We start from the raw sequence: 20,826 nt of genomic DNA on the forward strand, positions 1-20,826 counted from the left end.
CTGGGAGTTTTAACAATCCTTCTGGCCAATTGGGGTGTATTTGGTAAAATGCCTTCGATTGAGGAACTGGAGAACCCTACCATTACACAGGCTTCGGAAGTATTTGCTGCGGATGGTACGCCTATGGGTAAATATTACCTGCCAAACGGCAACCGTACTTTAGTAAAATACCGCGACATCTCTCCCAATGTGATCAATGCCCTTATTGCCACAGAAGACAAGCGCTTTTATGACCATGCGGGCATCGATCTGAAAGGAACCCTTCGCGCTATATTTTTACTGGGACGGGAAGGCGGCGGCAGCACCATCACCCAACAGTTATCGCTGGCCCTGTTTGCCCAAAGAGCCAGCAACAGAGCCGTTCGTGTTATTCAGAAACTGAAAGAATGGATCATTTCCGTGAAACTGGAACGTAACTTTACAAAAGAAGAGATCATCGCTTTATACCTCAACGCCATTCCGTTTAGTGATAACGTATATGGGATCCGCAATGCCGCAAAGACCTGGTTTCAGAAAGAACCGGACCGTTTAAGTGTTGAAGAAGCGGCTTTGCTGGTAGGTATGATCAATGGGCCGGGCATTTATAATCCCCGAAGAAATCCCAAGCTGGCGCTGGACAGGAGAAACCTGGTAATTACCCGTATGGTGGAGAATGGCAACCTTTCTTCGGCCCAGGGGCAGCAACTCCAGGCAACCCCTATCCGCTTAAACTATAAAAAGATAGATGAAAATACAGGCTATGCCCCTTACTTCAGGGACGTGCTAAGGGATGAGCTGAAAACTATTTTAAAAGGCCTGAAAAAGCCGGACGGTTCTTCCTACAGCCTCTATGAGGACGGGTTGAAGATCTACACCACTATTAATCCGTTGATGCAACAATACGCCGAAGAAGCAGTATACATGCAGGCCCCCAACCTTCAACGGGCGCTGGTCCGACAGTCGTTTATCAAAGACGGGTCGGTCTGGAAGGGTCATGAAAATATTTTGGAGCGCGCGATGAAAGAAAGCGATCGCTGGAAAAATATGGCCGATGATGGTTTTAGCGATAAAGAGATCAAGGCTACTTTTTTCAAACCAGTACCCATGAAGGTATTTGCCTGGAACGCCAACAAAAGCAAAGACACCGTAATGACGCCTTATGATTCGATCAAATACCACAGAACAATGGTACAATCGGCCTTTATGGTGATGGACCCCGTTACGGGGGAAGTAAAGGCCTGGGTAGGGGGTATCGATTTCAAAACCTATAAATACGACCATGCGAACCTGAGAACCAAAAGGCAGGTAGGATCTACGATCAAGCCTTTTTTATATGCCGATGCGGTGGAAGAAAGAAACATGACCCCGGAAACAATGGTAGAAGATGTGCAGCAGGATTTTGGGAACGGACAGTTGGTTCCGGCAACCAGCAAATCATGCTCTGGGCGTACCATGACGATGGCCTCTGCCTTAGCCTGGTCAAAAAACTGTGCAACAGCCTATATTATGAAACAGGTGGGCACTGCCCAGTTTGTCAATTTCCTGCAGCGGATCAACATCCCCACTAAGGTCCCCAGTTTCCCTTCCATTGCGCTAGGCGCCTGCGAGCTCTCCCTCTTTGAAATGATGTGGGGCTATTCCATTTTTGGCGGGCGTGGCTTTTCCACAAAACCTTATTTTATCAGTCGCATTGAAGACCGGAACGGTAATGTTATTAAACGGTTTGATTATAGTGTAAACCGGAAGGAGGCGATTAGTGAAGCCACGGCCTATACCATGACCCGGATGATGCAGGGTGTGGTAGACAAAGGTACCGCTGCCGGGCTGCGGGCACGATTGGGCGCGGCTGAAATGGCCGGGAAAACCGGTACCACCAATGATAATGCCGATGCCTGGTTCATGGGTTTCACCCCGCAGTTATTAGGCGGTGTTTGGGTGGGTTGCGACGACCGCTTCATCCGTAATGACAGTAAAGGCGGGTTCGGAGGCGAAGCGGCACGGCCTATCTGGGAAGCCTTCTTTAGAAAAGTATATGCAGATAAATCATTGGGTATTAACCGGGATGAAAAATTTCCGGAACCGCCCACCATGGATAATGAAACCCTGAGCGCGGACCCGTCGATCTATGTAACTTCTGATAGTACGTCGCCCACCGCGGAAGGAGCAGATGCCGGCGTGGGTTCCGCGCAGGATTATATGCAAAATAACCAGGAATATATAGGGCCTGAATCCAAACCCATACAGGATGACAGCAAACCGCAAAGGGACTCTGTAAAGAAAGACGCTACCAAACCGGCAAAAGAAAAGCCCATCGGTGCACCGGACGAGCCCAGGAAAAAGAAGGGCCTGTTTAACCGGATCTTTGGCAAAAAAGAAAAGAATTAATCCAGGAAATAGTTTTTTTAAGCAACTGTATCAATAATATTTCTCTTTTGGGTCAGTGAAGACATTGACCGTGGCGTGGCAATGGTTTGTGTCTTCACAAATCTATTATGATCAGCCATTGATTCCGGTTTCATTATTATACCGGAAACACAGGAAAAAGGAGCATTTGACACCCTCCTTTAAAAGCAACATCCGGCCTCACACATTATTGAGAACTAATATTTCCTGCATCGTCTTTATATTTGCACATTATTTTACCAAAAATCAATCAGTATATGGCAGATATTTTTGAGCGGTTGATAAAAAATTATGGACCGATCGGGCAGCACCGTGAAAGAGCGCATGGATATTTCGCATTCCCAAAACTGGAGGGCGAAATAGGAAGCACTATGAAATTCAGAGGGAAAGATGTTATTGTATGGAGTTTGAATAATTACCTTGGTTTAGCTAATCATCCTGAAGTCAGAAAAGCGGATGCAGAAGGCGCCGCACAATATGGGCTGGCTTTGCCTATGGGAGCAAGAATGATGAGTGGCAACTCTAACCTCCACGAGCAACTGGAAACAGAACTGGCCGCCTTTGTACATAAAGACGACGCCATCCTCGTAAACTTTGGTTACCAGGGTATGGTAAGCCTTATTGATGTTTTGTGCAGCCGCCACGATGTAATTGTTTACGATGCGGAAAGCCACGCCTGTATCATTGACGGCCTGCGTTTGCACGCCGGGCACCGTTTCGTATTTAAGCATAATAATATTGAGGATTTCGAAAAGCAAATGGATCGCGCCACTGCGCTGATTGAAAAACAAAAATCAGGCGGCATCCTTGTTATTACCGAAGGCGTATTTGGCATGGCCGGCGACCAGGGTAAATTGAAAGAAATCGTTGCCTTAAAAAGCAAATACAACTTCCGTTTATTAGTGGATGATGCGCATGGATTCGGAACCCTGGGAAAAACAGGCGCCGGCGCAGGTGAAGAACAGGGCGTTCAGGATCAGATCGATGTTTACTTTTCTACATTTGCCAAATCGATGGCATCTATCGGGGCCTTTATTGCCGGCGACCGTCAGATCATCGACTACATCCGCTATAACATCAGAAGCCAGATCTTCGCCAAAAGTTTACCAATGCCCCTGGTGGTGGGTAACCTCAAGCGGCTGGATTTATTACGCACCCAACCGGCACTGAAGGAAAAACTGTGGGACAACGCGTTGAAATTGCAAAAGGGCTTAAAGGAACGCGGCTTCGACATCGGAACCACTGATTCTGTGGTAACACCTGTTTACATGAAAGGAGGCGTTGAAGAAGCTACCGCGATGGTTATGGACCTTCGGGAGCATCATAAGATCTTTTGTTCAATTGTAGTATATCCTGTTATTCCAAAAGGACATATCATTTACCGGCTGATCCCGACTGCTACGCATACAGATGCAGATATCGAAGCTACTTTAAATGCATTCTCAGACGTAAAAGCAAAACTGGACGCGGGGGCTTATAAAACCAATGCGATCCCGGATATGGCGGAACATTAATTAGCCGAAGTTTTTTAGGTATTGAAAGGCAATGGGCCGAGAAGCCGGAAAAGCGGGAAGATTTTGGATCTTCTCCTAGTAACTTACTGTATTCACCGCATGCTCGGCAAAAAATACTTTTCGCCCCAATAACAAAGCGGTCCGCCGGATTCAAAACCCGGCGGACCGCTTTGCTTTAAAAAACTATGTCGTGAGAATTATTTCACCTCGTTTACAACAACGTCTTCAACAACGGTAGCAGTTTTGCTTACGTTGTAAACTTTAGAAGTGTTGTTGGTTAAGTCGTTCACTTCAAAAGTTAATTTAGCGCCTTCTGGTAATACGCTGTCAAACTGGTAGTTACGAACAACTTTAGTACCGGCTACTGTTTCGTTGTATAATACCACACCGCTCTCGTCTTTGATAGCAATGGCGTAAGAACCTTTTGTAAGGTTATTCAAACGCAGTTGATATACGGGTAATTGTGTTTTAGAGCTGATGTACTTCAGTTCAACAGGGTTGCCCACATTGTCGTCTGCTTTTACAGTTGTAGCTACTGAAGTTGCTAAAATTGCAGCCAGTGCAATAGATAATACGCTTGTTTTAATTACATTCTTTTTCATGATCATTTTCTTTTTAATGCCGTTTCAAAACGGCGAGTTATATTAATATTGTTTATTCCTTGTTCTTTATTTAATGTAAACATCTTTATACTTGATGTTGGTGTCGGTAGTCGTAAGGGTATTTGAAAAAATAACGCCTAAACGATACGCAACGTCTGCTACTTTGCTTAATATAGTTTTCATTTTATGTCTCCTTTGTTTTAATTCAAAAAAACGTTATCATCATGGTCAGTATCGCCGGGCGGCAAAACAAAACGAGACAAGCAAGTCGAATTGGTGAGCTCAGATTCGGTGACTATGTAGGGCACCTTTTTCTTGATTGACAACACAAAGCTACGCCCCTCAAAACGCCGGCGCAAACCAATGTTTCAATCTCAATAGGGTGTTTAGCAAAATAGAAAATATTACAAACAATTAATTATTAGCACATTACAAATGAAAGGAACATGATACCCAACCTGCAAAACCGCGCTGTAAAACACGCATTATACCGCAGGAATACGCAACTAATTTCCAGTCCGGGGATTTCAATGGTCTTCTTTTTCCGGGAACTTGCCAACGCTCCATTCAATAAAATCAAAGTAACTCAGGAGGTCAGCTTCTGCAGTTGTTTTACCAGCGGCATCCCGGAGCGGTTGCAGTTGTTGCCATAGTTGCCGGTTTTTATACTTCGGGTTCAGAAAAGGGCGCAATGCTACAATTTTGAACAAATATTTTTCAAGGGGCAGTAAACCATTTTTACCGCTAAAGAACCGCTTGTAAGATCTTATTTCATAGTCAAGGTATTCAAGATCTTTCATTTCATATTGCAATACAATATTGAACAGCCGGCACACCCGGTAACAGGGCAATGAATAGTTGATCGTCTTTTTTAGCAATACTTCATTCAAGAAACGAATAGCCTTTTTAAAATTCTTTGTATGATAAAAACACAGCGCTGTATAAAAAAGAAGCTCCGCCTGCTTTTTATCATGTACCATAGGAAAATCTTTATAACTGGATCTGGGTGTTGCGTCGATCTTATCAATTGCCGTTTTCCAGTCTTTTTGAAAAGCATACAGGTTGAGTTCATATAGCAACCCGGTTTTTTTAACCAGGGAGCGAAAATAATCCGGATAAGCCGGCCGGTCCAGTTGGTACAGCTTTTCAATAAAATAAGGCATTTCTGAGTCATGACGGATCATTCTCAGGCTTTCCAAAATGCCATCCAGGGTAGCATAATAATCCATAGGCGGGTGCGGAAGCCGGACCAGGTGTTTTTCAAAAAGATTGTTCAGCACATAAAAGGTTTTTAATGCCGATTGATAGTCCCCAATGCGGGTAAAATAAAAAGACTGGAACAACAGGTGCAATTGCTGGGATTCCAGGTGATGCCTGGTTTTGTTATTTACAATGGCCAGTTCACTAAGCACCAGATCATCCAGTATCACTTTTTTTGCAGTGGTATTCGCGGACGTGGTATGGGTTAACCGGTGCTTTAATATTTCATAAAGGGCATGATGCTCCTGGGCGTTTCGTAAATCCCGCAGCAGCTCTCTTGCTGCCTGCTGTTCGGCAATGAGCGTTTTTTCGCTGATGCCCTCAAAATTCGTTTCCGAAAAAATATTCAACTGCTCTCTTTTTAAAATATATTTCAAAGAAAGTTGTTGAATATTGTCTGCCGCCGGTAGCAGATTGTTGATTTCCGCGATGGCCTGTTCCGCCAGGTTGCGTTGCCGGAACAGATCTATTTTCATAAGACCATACATCAGTTTAAAAGAGAGATCATTTTTTATTTTATTTTGTATCAATACATCCGTGATCGACTGAAACAAATAATCGGCGCTGCTTTCCATGGAAGAGTTAGGGAATTTTTTTTTGAACGCCGTTTTTAATTGCTTCCAGTCTGCCTGCTCGGATTGGTCAATAAGATCAAAAAGAAATACATAGGCCTTGCTTTGCTGCTGCTTTTTGGTGGCCATTTTGAATTGCCGCTTTTCCGATGACGAAAGCGATTTTACTAATCGAAGCATAACCGGTCCTTTCATAAATATTATTTATTCAATTTTAATGCTAATATAAAAATTTAATAATCAAATAAATACATTAATTACAGCATAGTAATTGCCAGCATGATTATTTATTTTTAAAATATTGGCTTTAGGAACAATTGGTTCCGGTCTTATTTTCGATAGCGAAATGCAATGGTGCTATTTCACCTAAAAGTTAACGATGCGTGTTCCAAAAATTGCTGTAGTGGGCAGTACCAATATGGATATGGTGGTAAATGCTGAACGGATTCCCGTGCCGGGGGAAACGATCCTGGCATCCAATTTTTTCATGAACCCTGGAGGCAAAGGGGCTAACCAGGCAGTGGCAGTGGCCCGCATGGGCGGCGATGCGCTGTTTGTTTCAAAAGTGGGCAATGATGTATTCGGACGGCAATCTTCCCAATTGTTCAATGAGGAAGGCATCGACACCCGTTTTATGCTGTCTGATGAAGTGCTCCCATCCGGCGTGGCGCTGATCACTGTGGATCAAAAAGGTGAAAACAGCATCGTGGTAAGCCAGGGGGCCAACAATTCGTTGCTTCCGGCGGATTTCACGAGCGAGGTATTAAACGAACTCGAACAATGCAATATGCTGTTAATGCAGTTCGAGATCCCGATGGAAACCATTCTTTTCATTGCCAAATACGCGGCATCCCGGAATATAAAAGTGGTGGTAAACCCCGCTCCTGTACAGGATATCCCTGCCGAATTATTACAGTATGTACACATTATAACACCTAATGAAACCGAGGCCGGGCTGCTTACCGGAACCAAAGTCAGGAGTCTTGCCAGTGCGCAGCAAGCGGCTAAAATGATCATGGAAAAGGGTGTTCCAATCGTGATCATTACCTTGGGTGCCCAGGGCGCTTTGGTATGCGAGAACGGACGCATGTCGGTAGTGCCCGCAGCACCCGTAACAGCAATAGACACAACCGCTGCCGGTGATGTGTTTAACGGCGCATTGGTAGTAGCGCTTTCAAACGGGATGCCGATCCCGGAAGCTACAAAATTTGCGTGCAGGGCAGCAGCGCTTTCCGTAACCAAAGAGGGCGCGCAATCTTCTATCCCCTACTACAACGAAGTAATTGCTGGTTTTATTAAACAGGGATAGGTTATAAAACTATTGTTCAGACTATAAAAAGGCGATCATGCTTCTTCAAAAGATCTTTTCAACATTGCTCATTACGGGCACCCTGCTTGCGGCAGCCCAGGCGCAGGAAACAAAGCGACCGGTTCAAAAAGTCAACTTTTTAGTACCCTCCGCGTACGCTATCCAATTGCCCGAAACAGATCAATTGACGGGCTACCTGGGTATGCGTTATACGTATAATCTCCGGAACCGGTTATTAAAAATTGATGAAAAAGGGATCCTGGAAGGCTTTCAGTCCCGACCGGGAAAACAACGCTGGATAGGCGAACATGTTGGAAAGTACCTTGAAGCGGCGGCCAATACCTGGATCATCACAAAGAATGCTGCGCTAAAAACCCAAATGGACCGCATCTTCAATGAACTGATCAAAACACAGTTACCGGACGGCTACCTGGGCACGTATTTGCCCGACAGTTACTGGACCTCCTGGGATGTATGGGTACATAAATATGACCTGGTGGGATTGCTGGCTTATTACCGGGTAACCGGCGACCGGCGGGCTTTAACGGCTGCTGTTAAAGTGGGCGACCTGCTGCTGAAAAATATTGGCGACCTGCCCGGGCAGAAAGATATTATAAAAACCGGCTCCCATGTAGGAATGGCCGCAACTTCTGTTATTGATCCGATGACAGATCTGTATCAATGGACAGGCGACCGCCGTTATCTTGACTTTTGTAAGTATATCATTAAGGCTTATGATCATCCCGCTGGTCCGTCTATTGTAACCACGCTGCTAAAAGAAAAACAGGTAGATAAAGTGGCCAACGGCAAAGCCTATGAAATGCTGTCGAACCTGGTGGGAATTATTAAATTGTATCGTCTTACCGGGGATGAAAAATACCTGCAGGCCTGCCGTAATGCTTTTGATGACATCGCCGCTAAACGCCTGTTTGTTACTGGCACGACCAGCGACCATGAACGTTTTATGCCCGACAATATATTGCAGGCAGATACAGCGGCCCATATGGGCGAAGGTTGTGTAACCACTACGTGGATCCAGTTTAATGTGCAGTTATTTGCCATAACCGGCGATCTGAAGTATTACAATGAAATTGAAAAATCCGTTTACAATCATTTGCTGGGTGCGGAAAACCCGGAAACAGGCTGCGTTAGTTATTATACGCCCTTAATCGGAATAAAACCGTACCGGTGCAATATTACCTGTTGTTTATCCAGCGTGCCCAGAGGCATTGCGCTGATCCCCTACCTCAACTACGGAAAGCTGAATAATCGCCCTACAGTGTTGCTATACGAAGCCGCCGATATTAAGGACCGCGTAGTAACCGCCGGCGGTAGGGAAACCCCGGTAGCGCTGCAGATCAATACAACCTTCCCCAAAGAGGGAAAAGCCACGATAAAAGTAGCGCTTCCTTCAGCAGCCCGGTTTGCCTTGCAATTACGTGTTCCCGCCTGGGCAAATGGATTTAAAGCTGTAATAGCGGGTAAAACCTATACAGCGCAGGCAAATGAACTGGTGGTGATCGACCGGAACTGGGCGCGTGAAAACATCATAGCCATTTCATTTGAAATACCCGTTACTGTTTTGCAGGGGGGAGCCAGCTATCCCAATTATATCGCAATAAAAAGAGGGCCACAGGTGCTGTCGGCAGATCAATCGCTCAACCCGTCTTTTGATATTACAAAAACAGCCTTCAGGACCCCGGTTGCGGTTCAGTTAACCAGTACGCCTGCTAAATTGCCTGCGCAATGGATCGGGAAGCAGGCCTATTCAGTTACTTTTAAAACCGGGACTAATAAAGAACAGCCGGTTTTGCTGGTGCCTTATGCAGAAGCCAGCCAAACGGGCGGTGATGCAAGTGTGTGGATCCCTGCCGGAAATTAAAAATCGTTAATCTTTTAATCACTATGTATGTTTATAGTAGCTAATTATTCGCTGGCGGTATTCTTTTGCGTAATCACCATGCTGTGCTGGGGCTCCTGGGCCAATACACAAAAACTGGCAGCCAAAACCTGGAGGTATGAATTTTTTTATTGGGATTATGTGATCGGGGTATTGTTTTTCGCCCTGATAGCCGCTTTTACATTGGGTAGCCATGGTGAGCAGGGGCGCAGCTTTCTGAACGATCTGGCACAGGCCGACACTAAAAATATAGGAAGCGCTTTCCTGGGTGGCGTGATCTTTAATGCCGCCAATATTTTGCTATCGGCAGCCATTGCATTATGCGGTATGTCGGTGGCCTTTCCCGTAGGCATTGGAATTGCTCTTGTATTAGGCGTTGTGGTCAATTATTTTGGCGCCGAAAAAGGCGATCCCCTGCTGATCCTTTTGGGGATTGTGTTGATCACCATTGCTATTATATGCAATGCCCTTGCGTATAAGAAAGCACAGGTAGGTGCACAGAAGGCTTCTGCAAAAGGGATCGCCCTTTCCATCGTTGCGGGACTGATCATGGCCTTCTTTTACCGTTTTGTTGCGGCCTCGATGGATCTTTCCAATTTTGAAAGCCCGGCGGCCGGAAAAATGACGCCCTATACCGCCGTCGTTATTTTTGCAACAGGTATTTTTATCAGTAATTTTTTATTTAACACAATCGCCATGAAAAAACCGGTTCAGGGAACACCGCTATCTATTTCGGGCTATTTTAAAGGGAATTTTAAAACCCACCTGGTGGGTGTATTAGGCGGAATGATCTGGTGTGTAGGGCAATCGTTCAGTCTTATCGCATCCGGTAAAGCCGGCGCGGCCATCTCTTATGGGCTGGGCCAGGGAGCAACCCTGGTGTCTGCGCTCTGGGGAATATTCATCTGGAAAGAATTTAAGCAGGCACCTCCGGCAGCCAACCGTTTAAACCTGGGCATGTTTGTGCTGTTCGTAGCCGGGCTTATTGCGCTGATCTGCGCAGGCTCCTAAGCAACAACAGTTGTTATTTGTCCCTGGCGATGTTGCCATTGCAAGGGCAGCCGGAGAATGACGGCATCGAAACCTGTCCATATAAACCCGTTACGGGCGTAATTACATGCGCTCCGTCTGTTTTCAAAAATTTTCCGCTTTTTATGCAACCGCAATTGTGCATTATTCGTCATTATCAGCATAATGGGTAAAAAAAATCCCCAACATTGTACTTGTTGGGGACCTTCATCAAAAACCATTAACCATTAAACCTTATCCTATGAAAATTCAATACCAAAATTAGACACTAATTATTATTTTTCAAAGTCAATATCCGGATAAAAAATAATTTTCACATTTTATTATGACTTTTTGTGCCTATAATTCCCTAATGAGTTAACAATCAGATGAAAAGAAAAATATCTCCCGCTCCGGCATTTTTATTCCGGAAGGGCCGCCAAAAACAGTTCTGCTTTTAAACAATATAATTAAACAACAGTACCGAATGTAACCAATAAAGCAGCGACTTTTGAGACAGCCGCTTTTTTATATTCGTTTTAGCCCAAAGGAATAGTAAAAGGCACTTTCTTAGGGGGTAAACATTTTTTATCATCGCAGGTCTGGTATTCAACTGTTCCTGCCAAAGAGGTCTTTGCGTTTGCTTTTAATGTTACCTTTTGCACAAAAGTGACGGTTTTGCCATATTGATAGGCTGTGGAATTGGTGGTAGCATCATGCGCCTTTTCTAATTTCCCCACTTCCTTTACCCCACCGGTACGCACCACCAGCGGGTTTCCGGTAAAATCAATTTTTGTAGGATACGCAATAGCGCCTTTGGGCTGCTGCTGCGCGTACAGGTGCCAACCGCTTTGCAGGGTGGCCACTAATTGCACTTCATATACTTTATCGGCTACTTTTTTTGCAGAAAACTTCCAACTCGCAGGGTCCGTTTGAGCTTTTGTTGCTCCAAATGCACCAATAGCTAAAATTCCCAAAATAATATGCTTCATTAATTACACGGTTTTATATTAAAAATACCTGTTACAGATAGCAGACGTCAGGATCAGGGAACAAGTTGTTTGGCCATTAACAATGATGTCAGGATTTTTTTACCGTCCTCGTTTCCCAAAACAGCGCTGCAGGCACGTTCGGGGTGCGGCATCATTCCAAATACATTTCTTCCTTCATTGGTGATCCCTGCAATATTGTCAATCGCTCCATTGGGATTACTTGCGGAGGTTTCCTTGCCATTTTCATCGCAATAGCGGAAGATGATCTGGCCATTGGCTTTTAACTGATCCAGCGTAGCTGCATCCGCATAATAGCGGCCTTCACCATGCGCCACCGGAATTTTATACACTTCCTGAAATACATCAGCATCGCCGGCAATCGCATCTTTATAAAAACCATCCGCCTTAAGAAATATATTCTTACATATATATTGCTGACGCTCATTGCGCAACAATGCGCCGGGCAATAATCCGGATTCGCATAGGATCTGGAAACCGTTGCAAACGCCGTATACTTTGCCTCCCCTGTTAGCAAAGGCAATTACCTGTTGCATAATGGGGCTGAAACGGGCAATGGCTCCGCAACGCAGGTAATCTCCATAGGAAAACCCGCCCGGCAGTATAATGCAATCTTCAGTAGAAAAGGCGCTCAGGTCTTCACTTTTATGCCATAGAGCCACAACTTCCTGATTCAGATCATATTGCAGCGCATCCAGCATATCTCTGTCGCAATTAGAACCAGGGAAAACAACTACTCCAAATTTCATTCGTATAATTTTATCGGTTTTACCGTGCAAAGATAGCCAATACCGCCCTTTTTATTACATCCAATTTCGCCCCGGAATGCGCTCCTAAGTTTCCCGCTGATCTCGCAGACTACCGCAGAACGAGAGCCGAGCTCATTTGCGGAGCTCACTAAAAAGTATTTTTTGAGCCGGTAAGGCGGTGAAGCGGTAAGTCTTAATAGATTGAAAAACAACACCCTCCCGTCTTTCCGGGTTCCCGGCTAATCGTTGGCTCTCGGCTTTTGATCAGCCCCGCGTATTTGCAGGAAAATAATCGCCTTTAGGTTTAGCCAAAAAATATTTCTTACAGGAATGTATGGGTCATTTCGATAGCGACAATATAAACTACTGTAAGCCAGAAGGCAATAATGGGGTAAATTTTCAACTCGCTGTTCAAATATCCAAAAGCGTGCACGGCGGCGCAGGGCACCAGTATCAACACCCAGTTTGTAAAATCATTACCGGGGTTTATCAATGCGATGATAACGGCTGTGGCCAAATACAGCAGGCAAAGGATCCATCCTTTTCTGACCTGCATCAGCATTTTTGAGGCAAGGCGGTTGATATAATAAATACCCGCTAAAAGCGGCAGGATGATCAAAAATAAAGCCCCGGCAAACCAGGGAGTCTGCTCCCCGGGATGAAACCCGATACTAAAGGGCTCTATCATAGTAGCGACCATGCCCCATTGATCAGACAAAAACAAATAGGTAAGATAAAAATAGTAGGGCGTGGTAAACCCGATTAACAGCAGCAACCATTCGTTCAAACGAAAAGGCCTTAAAAAGGCTAATGCGGCCAGGCTCCAAAAAAGAAAAAGGACAGCCGGCTGAAAAAACATGCTTGCCAAGGCACAGGCCAGCCCGCAATTAAAGATGGCTCCTTTTGCATTGGAATTGCTTTGTGCCCGAAAAATAAAAATGAATGCGGCCAGAAAGAAAAGGGAGCAGAACAGGGGGCCGGATAAATAGTTGAACTCAGGAATAAACGACGATACCAGCATCAGCGTCATCCCCGGCAGGTAATTGGGTTTGTTTACCAGGCGCTGATTATTGACAAAAATAGTAACCAGGTAGGCCTGCCAGAAAATAAGCAGCAGGGCCAGCGTACCATATATTGAGGGGAAGACCGCAGCAACGGGGTTAATGAACTTTACAAACCGATCGTACAAAAACCCATCCTGTGACCGGAGGACGACGGCCGGGTGGCCCAATATCCAGGGCAATTTGAGCAAAATACCCAATATGAAAATCATTATAAGATTTCCCGGGTTCTTCTGTTTGAAAACTCCAATCACAGCTACAGTCAGTTATATTAAATCGAGTCTTTTGCTCCTTTTAGCAGGAACACATTTCAACGATCTCAGAAGGTTACTTTGGCAAAGGAAATATTCCTTTTATACAGGTACGGAATGATCATTGTTGTGGCGCCTACCTGTTTGCCATAACGGGGCATGAAGTTAATAAATTTATCTTTCGCTTCCATGGGTTCGTTTTCGGTCAATTGCCCCTCTTCCGTAATCACCACATCATCCAGATCTGCAATTTTGCCCTGTTCATTCATTACAAAGTGCATCTGATCGTCCTTTAACAATACCTGGTAGGAAATGGTGCCATCGGTACCCGACTCCGATTGGTTTTTATAAATAATATTTTCAGTTACCCTGTTCCCTTCCCTGTCAAAAGAAAATACCGCCAGGTTGCCTGCATTATACCGGACATAGTCGTACCCGCTTCCTAAACCGCCCCACCAATAACTTCTGTAAAAGAATGGGGAGTAATAGTAATAGGGCGACCAGTACCCTCCCCAGCCCCAACCCCAGCCACCACCGTAAAAGCCATAAGGGCTGCCATAAAATCCGTAAGGGCCGCCCCAGTATCCCCAGCGATCCCATCCCCCGCCGGTGGTATACAACGCTTCGGCAGCAACGGAAAAACCGCCATTCTGGTGAATAATAATACTGTTGATAAAAAGATCGTTAAAGGCCGTTTTACTATTGGCCCTTCCGCTCATTTTTTTCTTCAACTCCTCATTAAAAGGAGTCGTCTTTTCAAATACTGTCCGGAGATTATCGATACCGATCGCATTCGCGTACAACCCTGCAATATTGCCTCTTTTCTTTTCGGCATAAAAAGAAGTAAGCAGATAACGATTGTTTGCATCATCGGCTTTTAGTTTTATGTCGTCCAGGAAAAGATTATTGATCGAAAGCGGGCGTTCCTGGCATTCGCGGCTATCCGGCCGTTTTACCAGCAAAGCGGCGTCCTGAATGTCCCCGCTGGAAAGGCGGTTATATTTTACAAAGGCAAAGTCGCCGTTATCGGTCAGGCTATACCCGGTAAGATAATTGCCGCTTTTTTTCATCGGCACCCCAAACCGGTTTTCCTGAAGCGGCGCCAACGCCGCATCGAATAACTTTTCTGTAAACAGGTGCAGTGCCCGGTCTTTTTTATTTATTTTAAACACCGCAAGCTTTGAACGATCGCTGTTTTGAATGATTGTATAGATCTTCCGGTCCGCTTTGTAGGCGATCATGGTTGTATCCAGTACCACCGGGGCCTGTAAAATGCTGCCGTTAGCTTCAACACGGGCAGCGTTGCAAAAAACAATATTCCCCTGTTGGAACTGGTACACCAGGTATGCAAAGTTGGAAAAAGTAAAGAAGCTCACATCCAGCAGCTCATTTTTTTTAGGCAGCAGCGTAATGGGCACTGTTTGTAACTGCTGCATATTTTCATTGAAAACAGCTATCTGGTGACTTCCCTTTACTTCTTTATAAATAAGATAATTACTGGCCAGTTTTCCGATGATCTCAAAATTCATTTTTGGGACATCCGTGTTATTTACATCTGCGTACACAATACTTTGCGCCCCTGCAACGTTTATAAGGCTAAAACAGAGTAACAGATTAAAAATCAACTTTTTCATAAAACGTTTAATATTCGTTCCATAAAGGTACAGTTTTACTTTATATGAAAAATGAGCTTTTACTACGGCCCGTTGCAAAGGGGAAATATAATGATTAGCAAAAAAAATAAGTTTTTTTCTTTACTGATCTTTTATATAATCTTTGCCGGTTATTTTTGGTATTTAGATAAATTTGAATTTCAAAAGTGAAACTTTCAACCAATAAAGCAACAGCCGCAGGGTTGTTGATCGCTTTAGGGATTATTTACGGGGATATAGGCACTTCTCCTTTATACGTCTTAAATGAGCTTATAAACGGGAAGACCATTACAACTGAGCTGATCGTTGGAGCGCTATCCCTGATCATATGGACGCTAACCCTGCAAACCACCGTTAAATATGTGTGGCTGACGCTAAAAGCCGACAACAGGGGTGAAGGCGGCATTTTCAGCCTGTATACACTGGTACGCCGACGACGAAAGTGGCTCGTGTTACCCGCAATGATCGGGGGAGCTTCCCTGCTTGCTGACGGTATGATCACCCCGCCCATTTCCATCACTTCTGCTGTTGAAGGCTTGCGCAATATTCCCGCACTCAGTTTTTTGGGAGAAAGAGAAAATGTTCATATTATTATGTACATAGTTATCGGCATCCTTATCGTGCTGTTCTTTGTACAACAGTTCGGGACCCTTTCTATAGGAAAAGCTTTCGGGCCGGTAATGTTTATCTGGTTCAGCATGCTGGCGGTTTTAGGCATCATGCACCTGAGCGACGACTGGAGCATTTTGCGTGCTTTCAGTCCCCATTATGGTATTGAGCTGCTGACCAAATATCCCAAAGGATTTTGGCTGCTGGGCGCCGTTTTTCTTTGTACTACGGGGGCGGAAGCCTTGTATAGCGACCTGGGCCATTGTGGCCGGGGCAACATACGCGTAAGCTGGATCTTTGTAAAATCCTGTTTGATACTCAACTATTTGGGGCAGGGCGCTTTTTTACTGTCCCATTATGAAGGCATTCAGTTCCCAACGGCTACCAGCAACCCGTTTTTTGCTTTAATGCCGGATCATTTCCTGGCGATCGGCGTTGTTGTGGCAACTATTGCGGCCATCATTGCCAGCCAGGCGTTAATTTCAGGGTCTTTTACGCTTATTGGCGAAGCCATTCGTTTAAACCTTTGGCCGCGGTTAAAAATCAACTACCCTTCCAATGAACGGGGGCAGTTATACATTCCCGGTATCAACCTCATCCTTTTAATCGGGTGTTTGGGCATTGTAATGTATTTTAAAGAGTCCAGCAAAATGGGCGCCGCCTATGGTTTAGCGATTACGCTTTGTATGATCGCCACCAGTATTCTGTTTGCTAATTTTTTGGTCAGCAAAAGAACAATGCCGGTATTGGTATACCTGTATCTCCTTGTATTTCTGTCAATTGAGATCAGTTTCTTAATCGCCAACCTTGAAAAATTTCCGCATGGCGGGTTCGTTACCTTATTTGTAGGGGGCTTATTATTTATGGTCATGTATGTTTGGTACCGGGCGCGGAAGATCAAGAACCGTTATGTGGAGTTTGTGCGGATGGAACATTATATTCCGAAGATGCAGGAGCTGAGCGCCGACCGGTCGATCGCGAAATACGCCACACACCTTATTTATCTTACCAGCGCGGATAATCCCAAAGAGATCGAACATAAGATCATTTATTCCATTCTGAATAAAAAACCCAAGCGGGCGGATATTTACTGGTTCCTGCATGTGGATACACTTGATGATCCGTATACTGCAGAATACAAAGTAGACCATATCATCCCCAATGATATTATACGCATCGATTTCCGGCTGGGATTCCGGGTGCAGCCCAAGATCAACATCATGTTTAAAAAAGTGGTGGAAGACCTGGTGGTGAACAACGAGGTAAATATCATCAGCCGGTACGAAAGCTTAGCCAGCAGCAATACCGTGGGTGATTTTCAGTTTGTAGTGCTGGAGAAATACCTGAGTGCCGATAACGACCTTCCTTTTGCTGAAAAAATGATCATGCGGCTGCATTTTATGATCAAGCAAATGAGCCTTTCCGAAGAAAAAGGTTTTGGGCTGGATCTTTCCAATGTTACGGTAGAAAAATTCCCGTTGATTGTAGCGCCGGTGACCAGTGTTAAGTTAAAGCGGATTGAGGATAATATTAGTTGATAGCGCAATGCTAAACGCTGAATGCTGAACGCTTACTGGATCGGGATAATATTTTGTGAGGGCGGCTTTTTCAGTTTATCGGGCACCGCCTCCAGTATTTCTGTTTGCAGGGCTTTTATCAGTTTTTCTTTAAGAAAATCCCGGTGCACCACAAGGCTTATTTCCCGCACCGGCACCGGTCGTTTAAAATGCCGGATCAATTGCAATTGACTTTTGGGCATCTGCATAGTAACCAGCTCCGGAACGATCGTTACCCCATCGCTTATTTCCACCATCCGCTTCAGTGTTTCAATACTGCCCGCTTCATATTCCAGGCCCGAATGTTCCCGGCTTTGCTTTTGCAATTCGCAGATGGATAAGATCTGGGAGCGAAAACAATGCCCCTCTTCCAGCAACCACAGCTTACTGGTATCAATATCTTTTGGCAGGATGTATTGTTTTTCGTAGGCCTTATTCCGTTTGGAGGTAAATACCATCAGCTCCTCGTAAAACAAAGTATGTTCTTTTATTCCCGGTTCCTCAATAGGCGTTACTAAAATGCCGGCGTCAATTTTTTCTTCTTTCAGGTTTCGTACAATATTTTCTGTGATCAGTTCATGAATGATCAGTTTGATTTCAGGATATTTTTTTATAAACGCGGGAACAAAGATCGGAAGCAGGTAGGGCGCCAGTGTGGGAATAATCCCGATCCGCAACTGGCCGGAGAGTTTGCCTTTCTGATCTTCAACATACCGGTTCAACTCATTGCGGGCATACAACAGTCTGCGCGCATGCTCCAGAATGCCTTCGCCCACCGGCGTGGGCACCACCGGCAGTTTGCTTCTGTCAAAAATTTTTACGCCCAGTTCTTCTTCCAGCTTTTGGATCTGCATGCTTAAAGTGGGCTGGGTTATAAAACAGGCTTCCGCCGCTTTAATGAAATTGCGGTGCACATCTACCGCGTTGATATATTCGATCTGCTGTATAGTCATATTTCATCAATTAAATCTATAGGAATACAAATTTAATTGATTTGTGCAATAGGGATATTCGTTCTTTATTTTAAATATTGTACCCACCCTGCCGGGCGACTGGTGGGACATGGGCGACGAACAAAATATTTAGTCCGCCGATAAAGCCTTTGTGTTTTTCCGTGCTAATTATTTCGTCAAAGCGATTACTAAGCCGTTGGTTCTTTTGATTACAAGACAATCACAGATATTACATTGCACGAGGTGATCCCTTAAGAAGAGTGCCTGGGGTGGTTCATTTTATACAACCGAACCCCAAAGTAAATGAGGAAAATAAGAGGTACAATAATCATAATAAATGGAACGGAATCTTTCACCCCTTTTATTTCCAAGAATGGCGTATACCACAAGCTAACGCCCTCGAATCTTTTTTTAAACTCACTTTTCGGCATTACATAAGTAAGGTACATTGATACATTATACTCATACTGATCGGGAGATGTATCCACATTGATTTTAACTGCGCCCCCAGTTTCTTTTGATGCTCTTACAGCGGTTAACGGGGTATCTGCCCCGCGAGCACTAAAAGCTAATAGTGGATGTTCTTTAGTGCCATAAAATGGGTTTATCAAATCGTCCTTATTTATTTTTACTAAAAAACTATTATCATACAGGCTCCCCCAAAAACCACCATTCACATTAATCATTGTGATTTGAATATATTTCTTAAGGCTGTCATGAAAGAATATTTTATAATTCATCCGGGATCGTTGAGTGCCATCACGGCCCATATACTTCGATGCTATTTTGGTGTCGATCATTTTGGAGACACCGCTATAACTTTCGTTGGCCAGCAGATCGGGTTTTGGCAGTTTTAAGGACAATACTTCTGTACTGTTTTCTATATAAGAGGTTACATATTTTTTTGCATCATTTTTATTTATAAAAAGAAAGTTATACACCACCAGTAATAAAGGCAGTATTACAACAGCACCAATAATATAACCGATAATACCCATATTCTTTAAAAACGCCATTTTATCTTTATTTTGTTGACACAATATTTACTCCTTGCGGTCCCGATTCATTTTCCTTCATAATATCTCCAAATGTGTTGAATACATTATTAAACTTCCCATCTTCATACTTATTAGAGCCATATTCAATTGCGAAGTTAACTACTGCGCCGGCGAGGCCCACTCCTATGCCGGCAGCCAATTTGGCGCCAGGACTGGTTCCAAACCGGCTTACTGTTTGCGGATACACAGGCTAACCCATCATTTTAAGGGGTATCACCTTTAATCCTTTCCAGCCACTTGGATTCCGTGGCATCCGGCAAAAACGTTGGTTATGTCGGCCGTGAATTCGGTATGAGCGGCTCTGTCTTCAACGATAGAAATCTGTTCGACACTTCATCAGATTGCGCACAAAAGCTACTTACTTCCGAAACATTTTTTTAAACTCCTCCTTAGGCATAAACGGACAACCAATACTTTATTACTCCTACAAAACTTTAGCAGGCTATCTCTTTCAAATATTTTTGGCATACATGCCAATTTTTAATTTTGCATTAGATTCGGGAATTACAGCTGCATCCATTAGTCTCCGCTGCTCATTGGCAACTTTAGTATCGCTTATGGTTTCAAAGAGCGTGAAATGCCAAGAAATCTGCCAGGTCGTGTTTTGATATTTTTTAGCTGTTCGTTCTTATACGCCTTTTCTCCCAACTGCCGGTTATAGGCGGCTTTTTTCGGGAAATAGCTTCCAACTTTTCAGGCTTTTCTATGTATAAAACAGAGCTAAAAAAACAATGATCGCAAAAACAATACCTGCTAATAACACCAGCCTTTCGTAATTGAAAAACGCTCCCTTTTCTACACCCGATTGTTGTAAGTATTTTTCGAGTCGTAGTACCTGCTCTGTATTTTGAGCCGTTTCTTGCTTTCGCAATTGCCTGTTGCCCTGAATGCCTGCCGTTTCCGGCGAGGTAATTGGCGATAAAACAGCGATACCCTTATCGGTTTTCAAATAGATGATCTGAACCGTTTTTTTAAAATACCATTTGATGGTATAGGCCTTTATTATTGCAGCCTTATCATTCAAATAGTACGAATTGCTTTCCCGCTTTAACCAGGCAGGCCAGGCATATTGCACAACCAATGCTATCACAAAAAGAAAAGGAAGGGATATTATTAATTGGCCCGGAAACCCAGGCATATAGGCAACCAATATTATTCCTATAGCCATAATAACAAAGAACAGCGACAATAATATGCAGAGGCGCTTCATATTAAGGCAACGCAAAAGGCTCGTCGCAGGATCTGCTGCAACGGGTTCCATAAACCGACTTGCCTCAGCAAGCTTTGCTTTATTTCGCAATTGCCTTAAAAGAATAGGTATAAGGACAACCGCCACCAGGAAAATAAAGAGTAAATACCACATCGTCGTTCTTTTAGGAT

16 protein-coding genes are annotated in these 20,826 nt (G+C 44.3%); 6 read left to right on the forward strand and 10 right to left on the reverse strand.

Annotated elements, in window-relative coordinates:
* Positions 1-48 precede the first annotated feature (48 nt).
* Together NIASO_RS10405 and NIASO_RS10410 are read left to right on the forward strand one after the other, a co-directional pair.
* The gene (locus tag NIASO_RS10405; protein ID WP_245605170.1) at positions 49-2,364 is read left to right on the forward strand and encodes a penicillin-binding protein 1A; all 2,316 of its coding nucleotides are present in this window, start codon (positions 49-51) and stop codon (positions 2,362-2,364) included.
* A gap of 275 nt (positions 2,365-2,639) precedes the next feature.
* Positions 2,640-3,896 (forward strand): aminotransferase class I/II-fold pyridoxal phosphate-dependent enzyme, encoded by a 1,257-nt coding sequence (locus tag NIASO_RS10410; RefSeq protein ID WP_008585598.1) that lies wholly within the window; start codon positions 2,640-2,642, stop codon positions 3,894-3,896.
* 197 nt (positions 3,897-4,093) lie between these two features.
* Here NIASO_RS10410 and NIASO_RS10415 read toward each other — a convergent pair whose 3' ends face one another.
* Entirely contained in the window at positions 4,094-4,504 is a 411-nt protein-coding gene (locus NIASO_RS10415) for a hypothetical protein (RefSeq protein ID WP_025298870.1), read from the reverse strand.
* A gap of 521 nt (positions 4,505-5,025) precedes the next feature.
* Positions 5,026-6,525: a hypothetical protein gene (locus tag NIASO_RS10420; RefSeq protein WP_008585603.1), complete on the reverse strand. Its 1,500-nt coding sequence runs from the start codon at positions 6,523-6,525 to the stop codon at positions 5,026-5,028.
* A 184-nt stretch (positions 6,526-6,709) separates the two neighbouring features.
* Between NIASO_RS10420 and rbsK the strand changes: the two genes are divergently transcribed.
* The 3 genes from rbsK to NIASO_RS10435 are packed head-to-tail and all read left to right on the forward strand — an operon-like array spanning position 6,710 to position 10,550.
* Complete coding sequence (gene rbsK, locus NIASO_RS10425; protein WP_008585606.1) at positions 6,710-7,639, forward strand: ribokinase; 930 nt, start codon at positions 6,710-6,712, stop codon at positions 7,637-7,639.
* Between the two features lie 37 nt (positions 7,640-7,676).
* Positions 7,677-9,521: a beta-L-arabinofuranosidase domain-containing protein gene (locus tag NIASO_RS10430; protein ID WP_008585608.1), complete on the forward strand. Its 1,845-nt coding sequence runs from the start codon at positions 7,677-7,679 to the stop codon at positions 9,519-9,521.
* A gap of 27 nt (positions 9,522-9,548) precedes the next feature.
* Entirely contained in the window at positions 9,549-10,550 is a 1,002-nt protein-coding gene (locus tag NIASO_RS10435) for a GRP family sugar transporter (protein ID WP_008585609.1), read from the forward strand.
* 536 nt (positions 10,551-11,086) lie between these two features.
* Here the strand turns inward: NIASO_RS10435 and NIASO_RS10445 are convergent.
* The 4 genes from NIASO_RS10445 to NIASO_RS10460 form a co-directional block, all read right to left on the reverse strand.
* On the reverse strand, positions 11,087-11,539 hold the full coding sequence (locus NIASO_RS10445; RefSeq protein WP_008585613.1) for a protein-disulfide reductase DsbD domain-containing protein: 453 nt from the start codon (positions 11,537-11,539) through the stop codon (positions 11,087-11,089).
* Positions 11,540-11,592: 53 nt separating this feature from the next.
* A complete protein-coding gene (gene purQ / locus NIASO_RS10450; protein ID WP_008585615.1) occupies positions 11,593-12,306 on the reverse strand; it encodes a phosphoribosylformylglycinamidine synthase subunit PurQ in 714 nt (237 codons plus the stop codon).
* Between the two features lie 322 nt (positions 12,307-12,628).
* A complete protein-coding gene (locus NIASO_RS10455) occupies positions 12,629-13,579 on the reverse strand; it encodes a DUF6427 family protein (protein WP_245605171.1) in 951 nt (316 codons plus the stop codon).
* A gap of 107 nt (positions 13,580-13,686) precedes the next feature.
* Positions 13,687-15,252, reverse strand: a complete 1,566-nt coding sequence (locus NIASO_RS10460) for a hypothetical protein (RefSeq protein ID WP_008585618.1) — start codon at positions 15,250-15,252, stop codon at positions 13,687-13,689.
* 185 nt (positions 15,253-15,437) lie between these two features.
* On the opposite strand from NIASO_RS10460, the gene NIASO_RS10465 reads away from it, so the two are divergent.
* Complete coding sequence (locus NIASO_RS10465) at positions 15,438-17,417, forward strand: KUP/HAK/KT family potassium transporter (protein ID WP_008585620.1); 1,980 nt, start codon at positions 15,438-15,440, stop codon at positions 17,415-17,417.
* 32 nt (positions 17,418-17,449) lie between these two features.
* Here NIASO_RS10465 and NIASO_RS10470 read toward each other — a convergent pair whose 3' ends face one another.
* The 4 genes from NIASO_RS10470 to NIASO_RS10485 form a co-directional block, all read right to left on the reverse strand.
* Complete coding sequence (locus tag NIASO_RS10470) at positions 17,450-18,388, reverse strand: hydrogen peroxide-inducible genes activator (RefSeq protein ID WP_008585621.1); 939 nt, start codon at positions 18,386-18,388, stop codon at positions 17,450-17,452.
* 251 nt (positions 18,389-18,639) lie between these two features.
* On the reverse strand, positions 18,640-19,404 hold the full coding sequence (locus NIASO_RS10475; protein WP_008585623.1) for a hypothetical protein: 765 nt from the start codon (positions 19,402-19,404) through the stop codon (positions 18,640-18,642).
* A gap of 7 nt (positions 19,405-19,411) precedes the next feature.
* A complete protein-coding gene (locus NIASO_RS10480) occupies positions 19,412-19,633 on the reverse strand; it encodes a hypothetical protein (RefSeq protein WP_008585625.1) in 222 nt (73 codons plus the stop codon).
* Positions 19,634-20,149: 516 nt separating this feature from the next.
* Positions 20,150-20,809, reverse strand: a complete 660-nt coding sequence (locus NIASO_RS10485) for a hypothetical protein (protein WP_008585626.1) — start codon at positions 20,807-20,809, stop codon at positions 20,150-20,152.
* Positions 20,810-20,826: the final 17 nt, after the last annotated feature.

It is taken from the genome of Niabella soli DSM 19437, from assembly GCF_000243115.2.
GTDB lineage: Bacteria > Bacteroidota > Bacteroidia > Chitinophagales > Chitinophagaceae > Niabella > Niabella soli.